The organism is Neisseria uirgultaei, assembly GCF_962719845.1.
Lineage (GTDB): Bacteria > Pseudomonadota > Gammaproteobacteria > Burkholderiales > Neisseriaceae > Neisseria > Neisseria bergeri.
Genome location: NZ_CAUIYF010000023.1, coordinates 1 through 15,915, shown reverse-complemented (window position 1 = coordinate 15,915; position 15,915 = coordinate 1). Strand labels below are relative to the sequence as shown.

Annotated in this window: 18 protein-coding genes; 4 read left to right on the top strand and 14 right to left on the bottom strand. The window is 50.4% G+C overall.

What is annotated here, in order from left to right:
- Positions 1 to 143: 143 nt before the first annotated feature.
- The 3 genes from guaB to Q9J32_RS09660 all read right to left on the bottom strand — a co-directional run bounded on the left by guaB (position 144) and on the right by Q9J32_RS09660 (position 4,676).
- Positions 144 to 1,607, bottom strand: a complete 1,464-nt coding sequence (gene guaB / locus Q9J32_RS09670; protein ID WP_301885703.1) for an IMP dehydrogenase — start codon at positions 1,605 to 1,607, stop codon at positions 144 to 146.
- A 141-nt stretch (positions 1,608 to 1,748) separates the two neighbouring features.
- Positions 1,749 to 4,307, bottom strand: a complete 2,559-nt coding sequence (gene glnD / locus Q9J32_RS09665) for a [protein-PII] uridylyltransferase (RefSeq protein ID WP_301885704.1) — start codon at positions 4,305 to 4,307, stop codon at positions 1,749 to 1,751.
- A 48-nt stretch (positions 4,308 to 4,355) separates the two neighbouring features.
- Entirely contained in the window at positions 4,356 to 4,676 is a 321-nt protein-coding gene (locus tag Q9J32_RS09660; RefSeq protein WP_014574010.1) for a helix-turn-helix domain-containing protein, read from the bottom strand.
- Here Q9J32_RS09660 and Q9J32_RS09655 point away from each other — a divergent pair.
- Positions 4,663 to 5,001 carry a hypothetical protein gene (locus Q9J32_RS09655; protein WP_301885705.1) on the top strand — a complete coding sequence of 113 codons (339 nt, stop codon included), beginning with the start codon at positions 4,663 to 4,665 and terminating at the stop codon, positions 4,999 to 5,001. The two genes, Q9J32_RS09660 and Q9J32_RS09655, sit on opposite strands and share 14 nt — an antisense overlap.
- On the opposite strand, the gene bfr (Q9J32_RS09650) is transcribed toward Q9J32_RS09655, so the two are convergent.
- The 5 genes from bfr (Q9J32_RS09650) to Q9J32_RS09630 all read right to left on the bottom strand — a co-directional run bounded on the left by bfr (Q9J32_RS09650) (position 4,998) and on the right by Q9J32_RS09630 (position 8,288).
- The gene (bfr, locus tag Q9J32_RS09650) at positions 4,998 to 5,471 is read right to left on the bottom strand and encodes a bacterioferritin (protein ID WP_002213535.1); all 474 of its coding nucleotides are present in this window, start codon (positions 5,469 to 5,471) and stop codon (positions 4,998 to 5,000) included. The two genes, Q9J32_RS09655 and bfr (Q9J32_RS09650), sit on opposite strands and share 4 nt — an antisense overlap.
- Positions 5,472 to 5,498: 27 nt before the next feature.
- Positions 5,499 to 5,963, bottom strand: coding sequence for a bacterioferritin (gene bfr, locus Q9J32_RS09645; protein WP_301885707.1), 465 nt, complete (start codon positions 5,961 to 5,963; stop codon positions 5,499 to 5,501).
- Positions 5,964 to 6,411: 448 nt separating this feature from the next.
- The gene (gene lipA / locus Q9J32_RS09640; protein ID WP_025458459.1) at positions 6,412 to 7,395 is read right to left on the bottom strand and encodes a lipoyl synthase; all 984 of its coding nucleotides are present in this window, start codon (positions 7,393 to 7,395) and stop codon (positions 6,412 to 6,414) included.
- The gene (gene lipB, locus Q9J32_RS09635) at positions 7,388 to 8,011 is read right to left on the bottom strand and encodes a lipoyl(octanoyl) transferase LipB (protein ID WP_118792573.1); all 624 of its coding nucleotides are present in this window, start codon (positions 8,009 to 8,011) and stop codon (positions 7,388 to 7,390) included. The genes lipA and lipB overlap by 8 nt, the downstream gene beginning before the upstream one ends.
- Before the next feature lies 1 nt (position 8,012).
- The gene (locus Q9J32_RS09630) at positions 8,013 to 8,288 is read right to left on the bottom strand and encodes an HP0495 family protein (protein ID WP_002217171.1); all 276 of its coding nucleotides are present in this window, start codon (positions 8,286 to 8,288) and stop codon (positions 8,013 to 8,015) included.
- 170 nt (positions 8,289 to 8,458) lie between these two features.
- Between Q9J32_RS09630 and Q9J32_RS09625 the strand changes: the two genes are divergently transcribed.
- On the top strand, positions 8,459 to 9,529 hold the full coding sequence (locus Q9J32_RS09625) for an AI-2E family transporter (RefSeq protein ID WP_301885708.1): 1,071 nt from the start codon (positions 8,459 to 8,461) through the stop codon (positions 9,527 to 9,529).
- 118 nt (positions 9,530 to 9,647) lie between these two features.
- Here Q9J32_RS09625 and Q9J32_RS09620 read toward each other — a convergent pair whose 3' ends face one another.
- On the bottom strand, positions 9,648 to 10,595 hold the full coding sequence (locus tag Q9J32_RS09620) for an SPFH domain-containing protein (RefSeq protein ID WP_301885709.1): 948 nt from the start codon (positions 10,593 to 10,595) through the stop codon (positions 9,648 to 9,650).
- A gap of 14 nt (positions 10,596 to 10,609) precedes the next feature.
- Positions 10,610 to 11,017 (bottom strand): NfeD family protein, encoded by a 408-nt coding sequence (locus tag Q9J32_RS09615; RefSeq protein ID WP_301817398.1) that lies wholly within the window; start codon positions 11,015 to 11,017, stop codon positions 10,610 to 10,612.
- Positions 11,018 to 11,097: 80 nt separating this feature from the next.
- Here Q9J32_RS09615 and ung point away from each other — a divergent pair, with 80 nt between their 5' ends.
- Complete coding sequence (gene ung, locus Q9J32_RS09610) at positions 11,098 to 11,757, top strand: uracil-DNA glycosylase (RefSeq protein ID WP_301817399.1); 660 nt, start codon at positions 11,098 to 11,100, stop codon at positions 11,755 to 11,757.
- Positions 11,758 to 11,912: 155 nt separating this feature from the next.
- Here ung and Q9J32_RS09605 read toward each other — a convergent pair whose 3' ends face one another.
- The 4 genes from Q9J32_RS09605 to Q9J32_RS09590 form a co-directional block, all read right to left on the bottom strand.
- Entirely contained in the window at positions 11,913 to 12,617 is a 705-nt protein-coding gene (locus tag Q9J32_RS09605; protein WP_301885715.1) for an FAD-binding oxidoreductase, read from the bottom strand.
- A complete protein-coding gene (locus Q9J32_RS09600) occupies positions 12,530 to 13,201 on the bottom strand; it encodes a ferric reductase-like transmembrane domain-containing protein (RefSeq protein ID WP_301885710.1) in 672 nt (223 codons plus the stop codon). The genes Q9J32_RS09605 and Q9J32_RS09600 overlap by 88 nt, the downstream gene beginning before the upstream one ends.
- A gap of 160 nt (positions 13,202 to 13,361) precedes the next feature.
- Positions 13,362 to 14,060, bottom strand: coding sequence for a putative quinol monooxygenase (locus Q9J32_RS09595; RefSeq protein ID WP_301885711.1), 699 nt, complete (start codon positions 14,058 to 14,060; stop codon positions 13,362 to 13,364).
- A 56-nt stretch (positions 14,061 to 14,116) separates the two neighbouring features.
- Positions 14,117 to 14,644 (bottom strand): SRPBCC family protein, encoded by a 528-nt coding sequence (locus tag Q9J32_RS09590; protein WP_301885713.1) that lies wholly within the window; start codon positions 14,642 to 14,644, stop codon positions 14,117 to 14,119.
- A gap of 139 nt (positions 14,645 to 14,783) precedes the next feature.
- On the opposite strand from Q9J32_RS09590, the gene Q9J32_RS09585 reads away from it, so the two are divergent.
- Entirely contained in the window at positions 14,784 to 15,695 is a 912-nt protein-coding gene (locus Q9J32_RS09585) for a LysR substrate-binding domain-containing protein (RefSeq protein WP_301885714.1), read from the top strand.
- The last annotated feature ends 220 nt before the right edge of the window (positions 15,696 to 15,915 follow it).

The window sequence follows — 15,915 nt, the reverse complement described above, 5'->3', positions numbered from 1 at the left end:
GGGGGGGGGGGGTAGATTTGCAGACTATATTTAACCTATTTTTACTACTCATTATATATTTTAATAATTTAGAGGCGTTCAGATAAAAAAATGCCGTCTGAAAAGGTTTCAGACGGCATTTTGCCTTGAAGAGGCTGTTTAAATCAGCGGTGGTAATTTGGTGCTTCTTTGGTAATTTGAACGTCGTGAACGTGTGATTCGCTCATACCGGCAGAAGTGATTTCTACAAATTCTGCTTTCTCGTGCATTTCAGCAATATTGGCGCAACCCAAGTAACCCATGCTGGAGCGCAGACCGCCGGTCAATTGGTGGATGATGTTCACAATCGGGCCTTTGTAAGGAACACGGCCTTCGATGCCTTCGGGGACGTATTTGTCGGTGCTGTCGGTTTTGTCTTGGAAGTAGCGGTCGGCAGAACCTTGGCTCATCGCGCCCAGGGAACCCATGCCGCGATAGGATTTGTACGAGCGGCCTTGATAAAGTTCGATTTCGCCCGGCGCTTCTTCCGTACCGGCAAACATACCGCCGAGCATGACGCTGTATGCGCCGGCAGCAAGTGCTTTGGCAATATCGCCGGAGAAGCGGATACCGCCGTCGGCAATCAGAGGGACGCCTGTGCCTTTCAGGGCTTCGGCAACGTTGTGAATGGCGGTCAGTTGCGGCACGCCTACGCCTGCCACGATACGGGTAGTACAAATCGAGCCCGGGCCGATACCGACTTTAACGGCATCCGCACCTGCAGCCACCAAATCCAAAGCAGCTTGGGCAGTCGCGATGTTGCCGCCGATGACTTGGATATTCGGATAGGTTTCTTTGACCCAGCGCACGCGATCGATCACGCCTTGGCTATGACCGTGGGCAGTATCGACCACAATCACATCTACGCCGGCTTCGACCAAGGCTTTGACGCGCTCTTCGGTGTCGCCGCCGGTGCCGACTGCCGCACCTACACGCAAACGGCCTTCGGAGTCTTTGTTGGCGTTGGGAAATTCGGTAGTTTTTAAAATATCTTTAACGGTAATCAGACCTTTGAGTTCGTCTTTTTCGTTCAGAACCAAAACGCGTTCGACTTTGTGCGTGTGCATCAGTTCGCGCGCTTCGTCTATGCTTGTGCCTTCGGGGACGGTAACCAGACGTTCGCGCGGGGTCATAATGGCGGAAACGGGCAAATCGACGCGGTTTTCAAAACGCAGGTCGCGGTTGGTTACGATGCCGACGACTTTGCCGTTTTCAACGACGGGCAGGCCGGACATTTTGCGTTTGCGTTGGGCGCGCATTTCCAATACTTCGCGGATGAGCGTCGTCGGCGCAACGGTTACGGGGTCTTTGACCACGCCGCTCTCATGGCGTTTCACTTTGGAAACGGCACGCGCCTGCATTTCGGGCGTCATGTTTTTATGGATGATGCCGATGCCGCCTTCCTGTGCCATCGAAATGGCGAGGCGCGCCTCGGTAACGGTATCCATCGCGGCGGAAAGCAGGGGGAGGTTGAGTGTGATTTCGCGGGTGAGCTTGGTTTGAAGTTTAACGTCTCGCGGCAGCACGGTCGAATGTGCGGGAACCAACAAAACGTCGTCGAAAGTATAGGCTTTTTCTACGATACGCATGATGCTCGGTCTTTCAGTTTGTGCAAGATGCACGGCATTATAACATGGTACTTGCGTCTTGGCAGCCGATATTGTTTACAATATTTATCCGTTGCAGGATAGTTGGAAAACAGAAGGGCTAATGCCGTCTGAAAAGAGGAATCATGTTAATTGTTCCAACAAAGCCTGTTTCAACGCAGATTGGATTTTCGGATTTTTCAGGTCGGGGCTGAAGACGGTAAAGCTGTCTTCGACGCGTTCATCCAGTGTGGAGATTTTGGCGTAGCGCAGGCTGACGTTGTGGGCGAAAAAGACTTCCGCCATATCGGCGAGCAGGAAGGGGCGGTTGACGGCGGTGATTTCGACGGAGTACCAGTCGGGGTAGTCTTCTTCGGGGGTAATGGTGATGCTTGGCGCGATCGGCATATAGCGGCTGCGGCGGCTGATGCGGCGGCTGTGGTTTGAGGTTTCGGCAACGGTGTGTCCGTGGATAAAGCTGTTGAGTTCGGCTTCAAGCGCGCTTTGGATGTCGGGGTAGTCTTCGGGGGCGTGTTGTGAGGGGATTTGCACGATGAAGGTGTCGAGGATGTAGTCGTGTTCGGTGATGAAGGCACGGGCGGCAAGGATGTCGAAACCGTGGCGACTGAAGATGCGGCAGAGGCGGGCGAACAGGCGCGGGCCGTTGGGCATGAAGACCATGACTTGAAAGCTGTCGCTTTTGGGCAGGATGCGGCTGCGGACGATGGGAGTTTCAAAGTCGTGTACGAGGTTGGCGGCGTGCCACAGGATTTCACGGGACTGGTGGCGGGAGAAATAGGCGGAACCGAGCGCGTTCCATAGTTTTTTCTGCTGTTTTTCGGGGACGGCAGCGCGGGTGAGCAAGTCGGCGGCTTCTTGTTGGCGGCGGCCGAAGAGGGCGTGTGGGTTGCCGCCGTTGCCTGCGAGGTAACGTCCGGCGGCATGGAACAGGCTTTCCAACAGGCTGGCACGCCATGCGTTCCACAGTTTGGGATTAGTGCCGCGGATATCGGAAATGGTCAAGAGGTAGAGTGCGCTGAGGCGTTCGTGGGTTTGCACGCGTTTGCAGAAGGCATCGAGTACGTCGGGGTCTTGGATGTCTTCTTTTTGGGCGACGGTGGACATGAGTAGATGATTTTCGACCAGCCAGGCGAGCAGGTCGCTTTCTTCTTTGGTCAGGAAGTGGTCGGCGGCAAATTGGCGTGCGTCTGCGATGCCTTGTATGGCATGGTCGCCGCCGCGTCCTTTGGCAATGTCATGGAAGAAGGCGGCGAGATAAAGGATGTCTTGTTTTTCAAATGACTGCATCAGCGCGGAGGCGTAGGGCAGCTCATGGCTGTGCATATCTAAGGCGAGGCGGCGGACGTTGCGGACGACGGCGAGGATGTGATCGTCCACAGGATAGATGTGGAACAAGTCGTGTTGAAGTAGGCCGACGATTTTTTCCCACGCGGGCAGGTAGCGTCCCAGTACGCCGTAGAGGTTGAGGAAGCGCAGGGTTTGGGTCAGTCCGTTGCCGTTGCGGAAAAAGCCAGCGAAACGGCGGCGGTTTTCGGGATTTTGGTAGAAGCTGCGGTTGATTTTGCGCGTCGCGCCCCACCATGCGCGCAGGGTTTGCGGTTCGAGCGCGGTAATGTCGTTGCGCTGCTGCATGATTTCGACGATTTTGAAAATGTGTTCGGGTCGTCTGAAAAAAATATCGGTGTGCCGCGCGGCGATTTGGTTGTTGACTTGGATGTAGTCGTCGTCAATCCGCAGGGTAACGCGCATCGGCGCGGAGGAAACGCGGCTTCGCAGCATAGGCGTGAGGATGCCGCTCAGTTGTTTGACGGTTTTAATCGCGCGGTAAAATACGCGCATCAGTTCTTCGCTTTGACGGCGGAGGTTCAAGCCTTGATAACCCATACTTTCGGCAACTTGCGGCTGCAAATCGAACAGCAGGCGGTCTTCGGCGCGCTTGGCGTTTAAATGCAGATGGATGCGGATGTGGGCGAGGCGGCGGTAGCCGTGTGAAAGCATGCCGGCTTCGGTGCGCGTCAGAATGCCTTGTTTGACCAGCGCAGGCAGGTTGGCCGCCAAACCTTGCGCTTTCGCTATCCAAAGCAGGGTGTGGATGTCGCGCAGACCGCCGGGACAGCTTTTGATGTTTGGTTCCAACACCGCTCCCGAACCTTGCGATTTGGCATGGCGGTGTTCTATCTCCACCAATTTTGCTTCGATAAATGCCGCTACATTGCGTTGCGCGTTCATTTTTTCGGCCAATTCGTCTGCTGTTTGGCGGTTACCGAACAAAAACCTAGCCTCTAAAAACGCTGTGTCCCCCGTAATATCATTGCGCACGCTTTCGCACAGTTCGTCAATGCCGCCGCTTTTTACAGACGGCATCAGTTTGCAGTCCCACAGGGTTTGGACAAACCGGGCAATCTGTTCCTGAATGCCGTCTGAAAGCGGGGCAGGGGAGACAACCGCCAAATCCACATCCGAACAGGGATACAGTTCGCCGCGCCCGAAGCCGCCCACCGCCATCAGGCATAACGCGCTGTTTTGAAAATGTTCTACCCACAATGCTGCCAGTAAGGTTTCGACTGCCGCCGTATATTCCCTGAAAAATACCGACACGCGGTTGGCTTTCAAATAATGCGCTTCGGCGGCATCGCGCTGCTGTTTGAAGGTTTCCAGTGCTGAAGACAGGTTTGCAGGCATTTTTATTCTTTCGATTGGCGGGAAAAAGGGAGGCGGATGGTTCAGCGGTCAAATACCGCTTTCAGACGGCATTTGTCGGGTATCGGCGGAATTGGTCATCAGGTTCAACCGTTCCTGCGGCGGCAGCAGCAACTGATACGCCGCCACGCCCAAAGCCGCCGCCATTTTTTCGATATTCGACAGGGCGATGTTCCAGCGTTTGCGCTCGACTGCCGACACATAAGTCCTGTCCAAACCGCATTGCCGCGCCAATTCTTCTTGCGACCAGCCCTTGTTCACGCGGAAAAGCCGCATATTGTATGCCAATACTGCCCGCAAATCCTGTTCGTCAGGCAGTTCGGCAGGCGGAGTCAATTTGTTGCCCATCATTTGCTTCCGGATAAATGTTAAAGTTAAGCATTTGCTGTTACGGATTTTACTTCACATAAAAGCTAAAAAAAGGGGTGGCGGCAGCCACACCCAAACACACACACATCAAGAGGAAAGAGGTAAAATCAAGACGGATTGGGAAACAGCAAACAAGCAATCTAGATTTCATGTCGGTATTATCAAACTAAAACCGTTATCAAGTATTGATTCAAATCAATTTAGATTTTATTCGCAAACCGCAAAGAAAAACGGCCTATCCGATTGCCCGGATATGCCGTCTGATGGTGCAGGGGACTGCTGTATTTGGCAGTGGTTTGTGTTTTAGTCCTCTTGCGCCGCTGTTTGCAGGTAGTTCGGCAAACCAATTTTGCCGATCAGTTCCTGCTGGGTTTCGAGCCAGTCGATGTGTTCTTCGTTGGTGTCTTTTTGTTTTTCCAACAAATCACGGCTGACGTAATCCTGTTGCGCTTCTGCTGTAGCAATGGCAGCAAGCAGGGCTTCGTGTTTTTCCTGTTCTTTGGTCAAATCGCAGGCGATGATTTCTTCGGTGGACTCGCCAATCAGAAGCTTGCCCAGTTCTTGCAGGTTCGGCAGGCCTTCGAGGAACAGAATGCGCTCGATCAAATCGTCGGCAGCTTTCATTTCAACGATGGACTGTTTGAAGAAATGTTCGCCCAGTTCTTCAAAGCCCCAGTTTTTCAAAATACGGGCGTGAAGGAAATATTGGTTGATGGTTACCAGCAGCAAGCCTAAGTTTTTGTTCAGCTCGCGGATAACCAGACGGTCGCCTTTCATACGGACTCCTTTTGTCGGTCAGCGCGGTTACAGTTGGCTTTGGTAGTAGTTGCCTTCGCCGATCAGTTCAATCAGGCGCAGCTGCTGTTCCAACCAGTGTGCGTGGTCTTCTTCGGTGTCTTTCAATTGGGCAACCATCAAATCGCGGGAAACATAGTCTTGCGCTTCTTCACACAGTTTGATGCCTTTTTTCAAAGCGTCGCGCACTTCATATTCGATTTGCAGGTCGGCTTTGAGGCAGGAAACCACGTCCGTACCGATATTCAGTTCGGCGCGCGCCATTTTCGGCGTACCGCCCAGCATCAGGATGCGTCGGATAAAGTCTTCGGCGTGTGTGGTTTCTTCTTCCATCTCGTGATTGAGACGTTCGAACAATTTGCTGTATCCCCATTCGGAGTAGAGGCGGGAGTGGATGAAGTATTGGTCGCGCGCCGCCAGCTCGCCAGACAGCAATTCGTTCATGTAATCTAAAACTGCTTGATTGCCTTGCATAATATTTCTCTTTTCTTAATTTGGGTTTCGTGTGGTTAAACAGTGGATGTAGCACTGTTCGGGATGCGTGCATTGTATGTAAAAGCTGTCGGCATGACAAATTTTCTATTTAAAATACAAACAATTATCAAAAGAAATAGGGCGTATTCCCCGATGCCTTCCAAATCAGTATGCTGTTTTTTATCGGTTTTTTGTGCTGTTAAAACTAAGAATCCATATCATCCATAAAGAACATTTACACTTGTTAACCATAGCGAAAAGCAAATACTGTGCGGTTTTTTATCAAAATTTATAATGAATCGTTCTCATTAACTAACAGATTCTTTTGAGATTATCGGATTTTGGGAATAAATTATGCCGTCTGAAGGGCTTTCAGACGGCATAGTCGGCTAACACGGGTGCAGCTTGCGCAGGGAATCGTTCTTCACTTTGGCGCGGTGTTCCGAGTTTAATGATGCCCGCAACCGCCGTGGCTTTCGCGCAAGGCTTCCGCCGCCTGTTCGTCGGCATGGTAACTTGAACGTACCATCGCACCGATGGCGGCATTGGTAAAGCCCAGTTCGTATGCTTCTTTTTCAAATATTTTGAATTGTTCGGGCGTAACGTAGCGCAAGACAGGCAAGTGGCCGTCTGAAGGCTGGAGGTACTGTCCGATGGTAATCATCTCGATATTGTGCGCCCGCATATCGCGCATAATTTCACGCACGTCTTCGTCGGTTTCTCCTAAGCCGACCATAATGCCGGATTTTGTGGGAATATGCGGCATCATTTCTTTATAACGTTTTAATAAGTCTAAAGAATGTTGATAATTGGCACCGGGACGAGCTTTTTTGTACAGGCTCGGATGGGTTTCCAAGTTGTGGTTCATCACGTCGGGCGGGGTTTCGGCAAGGATTTTGAGTGCGATGTCCAAGCGGCCGCGGAAGTCGGGGACGAGAATTTCGATTTTGGTGTTCGGGCTGGTTTCGCGGATGGCTTTGATGCAGTCGGCGAAGTGTTGGGCGCCGCCGTCGCGCAGGTCATCGCGGTCAACCGAGGTGATGACGACGTAACGCAGGTTCATGGCTTTGACGGATTCTGCGAGGTTTTTCGGTTCGTCGGGGTCGAGCATATTCGGACGGCCGTGTCCCACGTCGCAGAACGGGCAGCGGCGGGTGCAGATGTCGCCCATAATCATGAAGGTCGCCGTGCCTTTGCTGAAGCATTCGCCGATGTTGGGGCAGGAGGCTTCCTCGCAAACGGTGTGCATTTTTTGTTCGCGCAAAATGTCTTTGATTTCAAAGAATTTGCGCGATGGGAGTTTGGCGCGTATCCATTCGGGCTTTTTCAGTTTTTCCTGAAGGGGGACAACTTTGATGGGGATGCGGGCGGTTTTGTCCGCGCCTCTGAGTTTGATGCCGCGTTTGGGGTCGTCGGTTTTGATTTCACTCATTGTTGTCTGCTTTCGGTGTGAGTTGTGTTTCAAGGTGTGCGGTGAGTTTGGCGGCAACTTCGTCCGGCGTGGGGCAGGGTTGGACAAAATCCGCAATTTGCGTCATTTCCATACCGGCGTAGCCGCAGGGGTTGATGTGGGTAAACGGGCTTAAATCCATATTGACGTTGAGTGCGAGCCCGTGATAGACGGAGCCGTTTTTGATACGCAGCCCCAGTGAGGCGATTTTGCGTTCGCCGACGTAAACGCCGGGGCGTTCGGGGTCTGCCGCCGCTTCGATGCCGTATTCCGCCAATGTGGCGATGATGCTGTTTTCAAGCGCGGAAACGATGTTTCTGACACTGGTTTTGCGCCGTTTGAAATCAATCATCGTATAAACGACCAATTGCCCGGGCCCGTGATAGGTAATCTGCCCGCCACGGTCGATTTGGACGACGGGGATGTCGTCGCGAATCAGCAGGTGTTCGGGTTTTCCCGCCAGTCCTTGCGTAAAGACGGGCGGGTGTTCGACGACCCACAGTTCGTCTTCGGTGTCTGCATTCCGTCCGGCATTAAAGGTTTTCATCGCTTCAAAAGTCGGCAGATATTCGACCAAACCTTTGTGTATGATTTTCATCTCAAAGTACCACTTTGACCAGTTCGTGCGAAGTCAGCGCGCGGTAGATGTTGTCCAATTGTTCTTGGTTTTCAACCTTCACCTGAACGGTGGCGCCGGTATAGTTGCCTTTGCTGCTCGGACGCGTGGTGATGTGGTGCGCCTGCGTGTCAGGGGCGTGAAGGCGGACGGTGTCCAATACCGCCTGCTCGAACTCGGGATGCACCGCGCCCATTACTTTTAATGGGAAAGTGCAGGGAAATTCGATGAGGGATGTTTTGTTTTTTTGTTCGGTCATGATGTGCTGCCTTATCGTGTACGGTATGCCGTCTGAGTCAGACGGCATCGGATGTGCGTTATTTTAGCCTAAACCGCGATAACAGGCTATCGGGAAGGCGGAGGCTTTTTTGACGGCGCGGCGGTTCTGCTATACTGGCGCACAATATTATTTTCGGAAGGGTGGATTTTATGTATCGGAGGAAAGGACGGGGCATCAAGCCGTGGATGGGTGCCGGTGCTGCATTTGCTGCCTTGGTCTGGCTGGTTTACGCGCTGGGCGATACTTTGACTCCGTTTGCGGTTGCGGCGGTGTTGGCATATGTGTTGGATCCTTTGGTCGAATGGTTGCAGAAAAAGGGTTTGAACCGTGCCTTTGCGTCAATGTCCGTGATGGTGTCTGCCTTGATTGTATTGCTGTCGCTGCTTTTGATTATTGTCCCTATGCTGGTCGGACAGTTCAACAATTTGGCATCGCGCCTGCCCCAGCTTGTAGGTTTTGTGCAAAACACGTTGCTGCCGTGGTTGAAAAATACCATAGGCGGATATGTGGAAATCGATCAGGCATCCGTTATCGCATGGCTTCAGGCGCATACGGGCGAGTTGAGCAACGCGCTTAAGGCGTGGTTTCCCGTTTTGATGAGGCAAGGCGGCAATATTGTCAGCAGTATCGGCAACCTGCTGCTGTTTCCCCTGCTGCTTTACTATTTCCTGCTGGATTGGCAGCGGTGGTCGTGCGGCATCGCCAAACTGGTTCCGAGGCGTTTTGCCGGTGCTTATACGCGCATTACAGGCAATTTGAACGAGGTATTGGGCGAATTTTTGCGCGGGCAGCTTCTGGTGATGCTGATTATGGGTTTGGTTTACGGCTTGGGGTTGGTGCTGGTCGGACTGGATTCGGGATTTGCTATCGGTATGGTTGCCGGTATTTTGGTATTTGTTCCCTATTTGGGCGCGTTCACGGGACTGCTGCTGGCAACCGCCGCCGCCTTGCTCCAGTTCGGTTCGTGGAACGGAATCTTGGCTGTTTGGGCGGTTTTTGCCGTCGGACAGTTTCTCGAAAGTTTTTTTATTACACCGAAAATTGTGGGAGACCGTATCGGCCTGTCGCCGTTTTGGGTTATCTTTTCGCTGATGGCGTTCGGACAGCTGATGGGCTTTGTCGGAATGTTGGCAGGATTACCTTTGGCTGCCGTAACATTGGTATTGCTGCGTGAGGGTGTCCAGAAATATTTTGCCAGCAGTTTTTACCGGGGCAGGTAGGCGGTTCCGAAACATATTTGAAGCGGGATACAACCCTGTTCGGGTTTAAATTTAATCCACTATAAAAATGCCGTCTGAACCCCGAAAACAGAGCTTCAGACGGCATTTTCATCACGGCTTATTTGACGGTTTTGCTGCTGTCGATAATTTTCATCCCAGCCGAAATCAGGCTGCCAATGTCGGCAACATTGGCAGGCATAATCAGCGTATTGCTTTCTTTGGCAAGATTGTTGAACGCGGCGACGTATTGTTCCGCAATCTTCAGATTGACCGCATCCGCACCGCCTTGGGTTTGAAGGGCGGCGGCAATTTGACGGATGGCTTCGGCATTGGCTTCGGCAACAAGGCGCAGGGATTCCGCTTCGCCTTTGGCACGGTTGATGCGGGCGATTTTCTCGGCATTTGACGCATTGACCGCAGCCTGAGCCTCACCTTCGGATTGTTGGATTTCGGCTTCGCGCTGACCGCTGGCAAGGTTGATTTGTTCGATTTTACGGCCTTCGGATTCAGCGATACGGGCGCGTTTTTCGCGTTCGGCGGTAATTTGCGCCTGCATTGAGCGAAGGATTTCTTGCGGCGGAACCAAGTCTTTAATCTCATAACGCAAAACCTTCACACCCCAAGCTCCGGCGGCTTCATCGAGGGCGGAGACGACGGTACTGTTGATTTCGTCGCGTTCTTCAAACGTTTTGTCCAACTCCATACGCCCGATAACGGAACGCAGCGTCGTTTGGGCAAGCTGGGTAATCGCCATAATGTAGTTGCTCGAACCGTATGAGGCAAGTTTGGGATCGGTTACTTGAAAATAGATGATGCCGTCAACCGTCAGCTGGGTGTTGTCGCGCGTGATGCAGACTTGGCTGGGTACGTCTAAAGGGATTTCTTTCAGCGAATGGCGGTAGGCGACGCGGTCGATAAAGGGAATCAAAATATTCAAACCGGCCGTCAGGGCGCGATGGAAACGCCCCAGCCTTTCGACAACGTGGACTTCCTGTTGGGGAATAACGACAAAGGATTTAAATCCGAAAACAACGACGGCTACCAGTAATATAATGAAAAATTCCATAATTCCTCCGAGTGTTAAGGGTTTGAGATGATGAGAAGGTTACCTTCCTTGCGGACGATGAGGGCGTGCGTTCCCGGTTCAAACACATCCTGCCCCGTATTTTGCGCCTGCCAGTGCGTACCGCGATAAAAAACTTCGTAACGGTTGCCGCCTGCGTGCCGGAGGATTTCGGCATATTGCCCGGCATCCAAATCCTGATATGAATCCGTTTCAACTTTTCCCACGGCGGTTTTGGCGTGTACGAACCAAATGCCCAGCGCGGAAAGCAGCGCGGCGGTCAAGACGGCGGCTGGCGTGCTGCCGGACAGCCCGTAGGCAATGCCCGAACCCGCCAAAGCCGCGCTAATAACCAAAAGATAAACCGTCCCCGTCAATAATTCGATGATTAAGACGGCAACAGCAGCAACAAACCATACAGTCATACATTTCCCCACAAAGCGTGTCGTTTGACAAAATCACGCGATATCAGCAGTATAGCCGAATTTGAAAGGATAGGGCAGATATGGATACTTGGCACGATGCACTCGGCGGTGAAAAACAGCAGCCGTATTTTCAGGAAATTTTAAATACGGTCAGGCAGGAACGTTTGTCGGGACAAATCATCTATCCGCCGGCGGCTGATGTGTTCAACGCATTCCGCCTGACAGCGTTCGACCGGGTCAAAGTCGTTATTCTCGGACAAGACCCGTATCACGGGGCAGGGCAGGCGCACGGTTTGGCATTTTCCGTCCGGCAGGGTGTCCGCATACCGCCGTCTTTACTCAATATCTACAAAGAATTGGAAACCGACATCGAAGGCTTTTCCATTCCCGCGCACGGCTGCCTGACAGCGTGGGCGGAGCAGGGCGTATTGCTTCTGAACACGGTTTTGACCGTACGCGCAGGACAGGCGCATTCGCACGCCCTTTTAGGTTGGGAACGCTTTACCGATACCGTCATCAGGCAGCTTGCGACACACCGCAAGCACCTTGTCTTCATGTTGTGGGGCGGGTATGCACAACAAAAAGGGAGGCTGATAGACAGTCAAAATCATTTGATATTGACCGCACCGCATCCGTCTCCTCTGTCGGCATATCGCGGTTTTTTCGGCTGCCGCCATTTTTCACGGGCAAACAGCTATTTGAGCCGGCACGGTATCGATCCGATAAACTGGAAGCTGTGAATGCCGTCTGAATGCCAAGTTGCTTAAACCCCGCTTAAGGCTGCTTTTGAAACCGGAAACAAAGTGATTAAGGAAAACCGGCCCATAATGCGAAACCGTCTGAATACCGGGGTTCAGACGGCATTCGAGCGTCAAAGTTTGCGTGTCGGGTTCATTTAGTGGAATTCAAACAGCTCTTGATGCAATGAGCGTGTCTTAAGGTTTCCTGCAATACCGCTTGTAAAGCTGCGACTGCCGCAAAGCCATAGGCTGCGGGCTTCACTATTCCGAACGCTTTGTGCAATATGATTGACGGACAATCTTTGGGTTTCGGAAGGAATATAGTGGAACGCAACATTTGCTTGTTCAGCCAACGCTTTCCATTGACCGATTAGTTCCGCAGATAAATTTCTATCGGCATGAAACCAGTCAATCGGTTGATTGGAAGGTTGTTTGGCTAATTCTTTGAGTCTTGCAAGGAAAGGCGTAAAACCAATATCGTTGCTCACCCAAATCTGTGCATTTTTATCTGAAAAATTGAAGCGGCCGTATGCACCGTCAATTTGAACGGTATCACCGATGTTCAAGCGTTGGGGCAGGCGATGGGTGTAGTCTCCCAAGTCTTTGATGATAAGATTGATTTGTTGGTTTTCAGGATTCCAGTCAGAGGCGATGGTAAACGGATGGCTTTCTCCGTGTGCGCGCAAAAAGAGGAATTGGCCGGCTTGGTGTCCCTGCCATTTTGGCGCATTCAGGGTAAGCGAGAGCAGGGAAGCGTTTTGGTTTATGGCGGCTACTGTCGCGGTTTGCGGTTTACCAATGCGTTTAAAGAGGGCGAGGAGCGAACAAATACTGCCGAAGAATAGGGCGGCAGCCAGCAACCAGCCAAGTGGCTGAGCCAGTAGGCAAAGTTTGCCAATACGATGGTGTGCCATACGAGTGCAAGATAGACAGGGACAATTAAGATGTGAAGTTTGGCAAACCAACGGTAGGGAATAAGTTTGATCAGTGCGATAACCAATAAGACGATTGTAACGTAAAAAGCAATCTCACCCACTTCTTCAGCAAAATGGCGCTGGGTAACCAACCAATCTTTTAAAGTCAAGACTTCCTGCATCGGTGGACGCGGCGGGCGTTTTCCGTCAATCAGTCCAAGTTCGATGAGCCATTTGGGGAGTTGCTTGCTAGTCCAATGCAGGATACTGCCTGAAAGGGCAACGATGCTCAACCATTTATGCAGGCGGTACATTTTATCCAATCCGCCAAATAGTCCTTCCAACATTTTGGGACGTACTGCAAGAATCATACAAGCACTCATGGCCAGTATGCTGATGCTGCCGGTGAACTGTAATAATAGGTTGCGTATGGGAAATACGCCCCACTTGTCTGGAAACGGTGTGGCAAACAGCCATAGAGCGGATATGCCGGCGAAAAAGGCAAATAAGGTAAATTTAATGTTTTTCATGGTTGTGTTCTTTGTGCAATGAAAATATAAAACAGCCGTGGCTTGTTTTAACAGGATTGAGTATATCTTGGAAAAATTAGGCGAAAATTATCGATAAGGTGCTTCCCGTATTTGCCTGCCTATTCCATATATTTTCCGACGCGAGATAACCGTGTGGAGGTTATTGAAGAAACTGCATTCCGCCCTTATTCATCAAAAATTTCCCATCTAATACGCTGTTGATGTCTTGGCTAACCAACAACGGTTTTAATTCATTGCGATAGTTTTTATAGGCTTCGCTTTGATGATGTTGTTCATAGCTCTCAGGGTCGGCATAGATTTCTACAATACGCCATTGGTCATCTTGGTTTTCTACCGTATCGGCATAGACGGCTAAAAGTGATTCGTTGGCGGTGCGATATTTTGCCAACGCATAGTGAATCGCTTCTGTGTGGTTCGGTTTGGCGGTCAGGGCTTGAAAACGGACTAGATAGTTACCGCCCAGCTGTAAGGCGGTTTTATTTTCGCTGATAAATTGTGCTTTCAAGGGCGTAAGGCTTTTACTCGCAAAAGCCTGTTCGGTAGCTTGGGCAAAGCGTTTGAAATGCTCGCTTTGGTTGTGCGCCTGCTTGGCCTCCGCGTTTTGACACACCTCTAACACGTAAATCTTATGGGTATCGTCAGTCTGCGGCATGGCATACATGGCCGAAAGTTCGGGCTCGGTTTGGACTGATGTACGGATATTTTCTTTAATTGCCTGTTGAGTTGTGGCAAGCTGTTCGGGCTTCACATTCAGTTCGCCTAAGCGAATCAACGGTGCAGCCTGAACCTGTAAAGTCAGTCCAAGACAAGCCATTGCGAAAAGTTGTTTCAGTTTCATTCTAGTCTCCTTAGAAAAGCGGGATTTTACTTTTGACGTAAAATCCCACCGCACTTTTAATAAGCCGCTTTATTTTTCGCCGCTTTTGTCAAACCGTCCAACCATGCTTGATGGCCGTTGACCATTGGGTTTGGCACAGTTTCTGCCAAGCCTTTGGCAAGTTTGCCGATTTGGCTTTCTTCGGTTAATACACGCACGCGGTTGTTCGGCAAGTTTTCTAAAATCCAAGCGTGATACACATCGCTGAAATCTTCGCCTTCACCAAAGGTTCCAGACCATGCAAGGCGAACGAGATTGCCATCTTCGCTGATATCAAATTCTTCTACTTTGCAGGTAACGTGAAAGCCAAACGTATCAAAAACAAAGTTAGCACCTGCTGAAAGTTGAGTGGTTGAACCATCGCCCACCACGATATTTTCCGCATTGTGATAATAAGTGCCCCATGCTTTGGTATCTGCTAAATAAGGCAGCACATCCGCCACGCTTAAGCCTTTTACAATCACTTCATTGGAAACGTAGTTGTCGGTTTCACCCGGCGTATATTTTTCTGGCCAAATGATTGCTGGTTGTGAATAAGTTTTCATAGTAAAGTCCTCTTAGTTAATGGTTAGTCGCGTTTTGCTATGGAAGGCATTATAGGTAGGAATAAGATATAAGTTAAATCACTATTATAAATAGTTAATATCAGATAAAATGATATTAGAAGAATAAAGTGAGCTAAAAATGAAATCCTTACAAACTCTTGATTTGAATTTGCTGAAAGCCTTTTCGGTATTGATGGACGAGCGTAACGTAAGCAAAGCCGCCGAGCGTTTAGCGATTACGCAGCCGGCAATGAGTGGCGTGTTGACAAGATTGCGCGACAGTTTTGATGATCCGCTGTTTGTGCGAGTGCAACGTGGCGTAGTGCCGACCAATCGGGCATTAGAACTTGCCCCGCAAGTGAAAAAGGTGCTGAATGAAGTAGAGCAATTATTACAGCCGCCGCAGTTTGATCCGACCACGGCGGAATTAACCGTACGCATCGCTTGCACGGATTATGCAATGCGTGCCGTAATTGTGCCGTTTCTGCATTTGCTAAAAATCCAAGCCCCAAAAATTAAAGTAGCGGTACTGGCGATTAACGAAAGCGCCGTGCAAAATCAGCTTGAACGGCGGCAAATCGATTTTGCGCTGGTTACACCAAACTTCCAAGCACCAGATATTCACGCAAAAAATTTGTATGACGAGCGTTATATCTGTGCCGTTCGTCACGATCACCCAATAGCCCAACAATCCCAACTGACCCTTGAGCAATTTTGCCAGTTAGAACAAGCCTTGATTTCCTATCATGGCGGCAGCTTCAGCGGTGTTACCGACAAAGCCCTGCAAGCGATGGGACTACAAAGAAATGTCAGCCTGTCGGTACAAAACTTTATTATTTTGCCTGAATTATTGGAGCAAAGCGATTTACTGGCAGTCATGCCTGAGCGTTCGATTGCCAATTTGCCCAATCTCAAACGCTTTGAACCTCCTCTTAAAATTCAAGGTTTCACCAAAACATTGATTTGGCACGAACGGATACATAAAGATCCTGCTTATAAATGGATTAGAGAGTTGATAGAAAAGGCTTGTTTGATTGAAGAGAAACAATGAATGCTAAGATAGATACGAGAAATTTCCCTAATATAAGTGGCTGAGTTCTGAATGGGTTTGAATAGATTTGCAAAAATATCTATTCAGTCTAATATAAATTTAACATAATATACATTATGCGAACTATCCGAAGAACCGTTTTTTACGGTGGAAATAAGACGGATTGTTTGGATAAACGAAATGCGCGCAATGGGCTTTGAAATACGCCCTTTTGACGCGC

What these genes read in the sequence shown, in the direction of transcription:
- Q9J32_RS09595 (WP_301885711.1), bottom strand. Translation starts at nt 14,060, where the DNA reads ATGAAACTGAAACAACTTTTCGCAATGGCTTGTCTTGGACTGACTTTA.
- glnD (WP_301885704.1), bottom strand. Translation starts at nt 4,307, where the DNA reads ATGCCTGCAAACCTGTCTTCAGCACTGGAAACCTTCAAACAGCAGCGC.
- Q9J32_RS09615 (WP_301817398.1), bottom strand. Translation starts at nt 11,017, where the DNA reads ATGACTGTATGGTTTGTTGCTGCTGTTGCCGTCTTAATCATCGAATTA.
- Q9J32_RS09585 (WP_301885714.1), top strand. Translation starts at nt 14,784, where the DNA reads ATGAAATCCTTACAAACTCTTGATTTGAATTTGCTGAAAGCCTTTTCG.
- Q9J32_RS09625 (WP_301885708.1), top strand. Translation starts at nt 8,459, where the DNA reads ATGTATCGGAGGAAAGGACGGGGCATCAAGCCGTGGATGGGTGCCGGT.
- Q9J32_RS09630 (WP_002217171.1), bottom strand. Translation starts at nt 8,288, where the DNA reads ATGACCGAACAAAAAAACAAAACATCCCTCATCGAATTTCCCTGCACT.
- bfr (WP_301885707.1), bottom strand. Translation starts at nt 5,963, where the DNA reads ATGCAAGGCAATCAAGCAGTTTTAGATTACATGAACGAATTGCTGTCT.
- lipB (WP_118792573.1), bottom strand. Translation starts at nt 8,011, where the DNA reads ATGAAAATCATACACAAAGGTTTGGTCGAATATCTGCCGACTTTTGAA.
- bfr (WP_002213535.1), bottom strand. Translation starts at nt 5,471, where the DNA reads ATGAAAGGCGACCGTCTGGTTATCCGCGAGCTGAACAAAAACTTAGGC.
- Q9J32_RS09600 (WP_301885710.1), bottom strand. Translation starts at nt 13,201, where the DNA reads ATGAAAAACATTAAATTTACCTTATTTGCCTTTTTCGCCGGCATATCC.
- guaB (WP_301885703.1), bottom strand. Translation starts at nt 1,607, where the DNA reads ATGCGTATCGTAGAAAAAGCCTATACTTTCGACGACGTTTTGTTGGTT.
- ung (WP_301817399.1), top strand. Translation starts at nt 11,098, where the DNA reads ATGGATACTTGGCACGATGCACTCGGCGGTGAAAAACAGCAGCCGTAT.
- Q9J32_RS09620 (WP_301885709.1), bottom strand. Translation starts at nt 10,595, where the DNA reads ATGGAATTTTTCATTATATTACTGGTAGCCGTCGTTGTTTTCGGATTT.
- lipA (WP_025458459.1), bottom strand. Translation starts at nt 7,395, where the DNA reads ATGAGTGAAATCAAAACCGACGACCCCAAACGCGGCATCAAACTCAGA.
- Q9J32_RS09590 (WP_301885713.1), bottom strand. Translation starts at nt 14,644, where the DNA reads ATGAAAACTTATTCACAACCAGCAATCATTTGGCCAGAAAAATATACG.
- Q9J32_RS09660 (WP_014574010.1), bottom strand. Translation starts at nt 4,676, where the DNA reads ATGATGGGCAACAAATTGACTCCGCCTGCCGAACTGCCTGACGAACAG.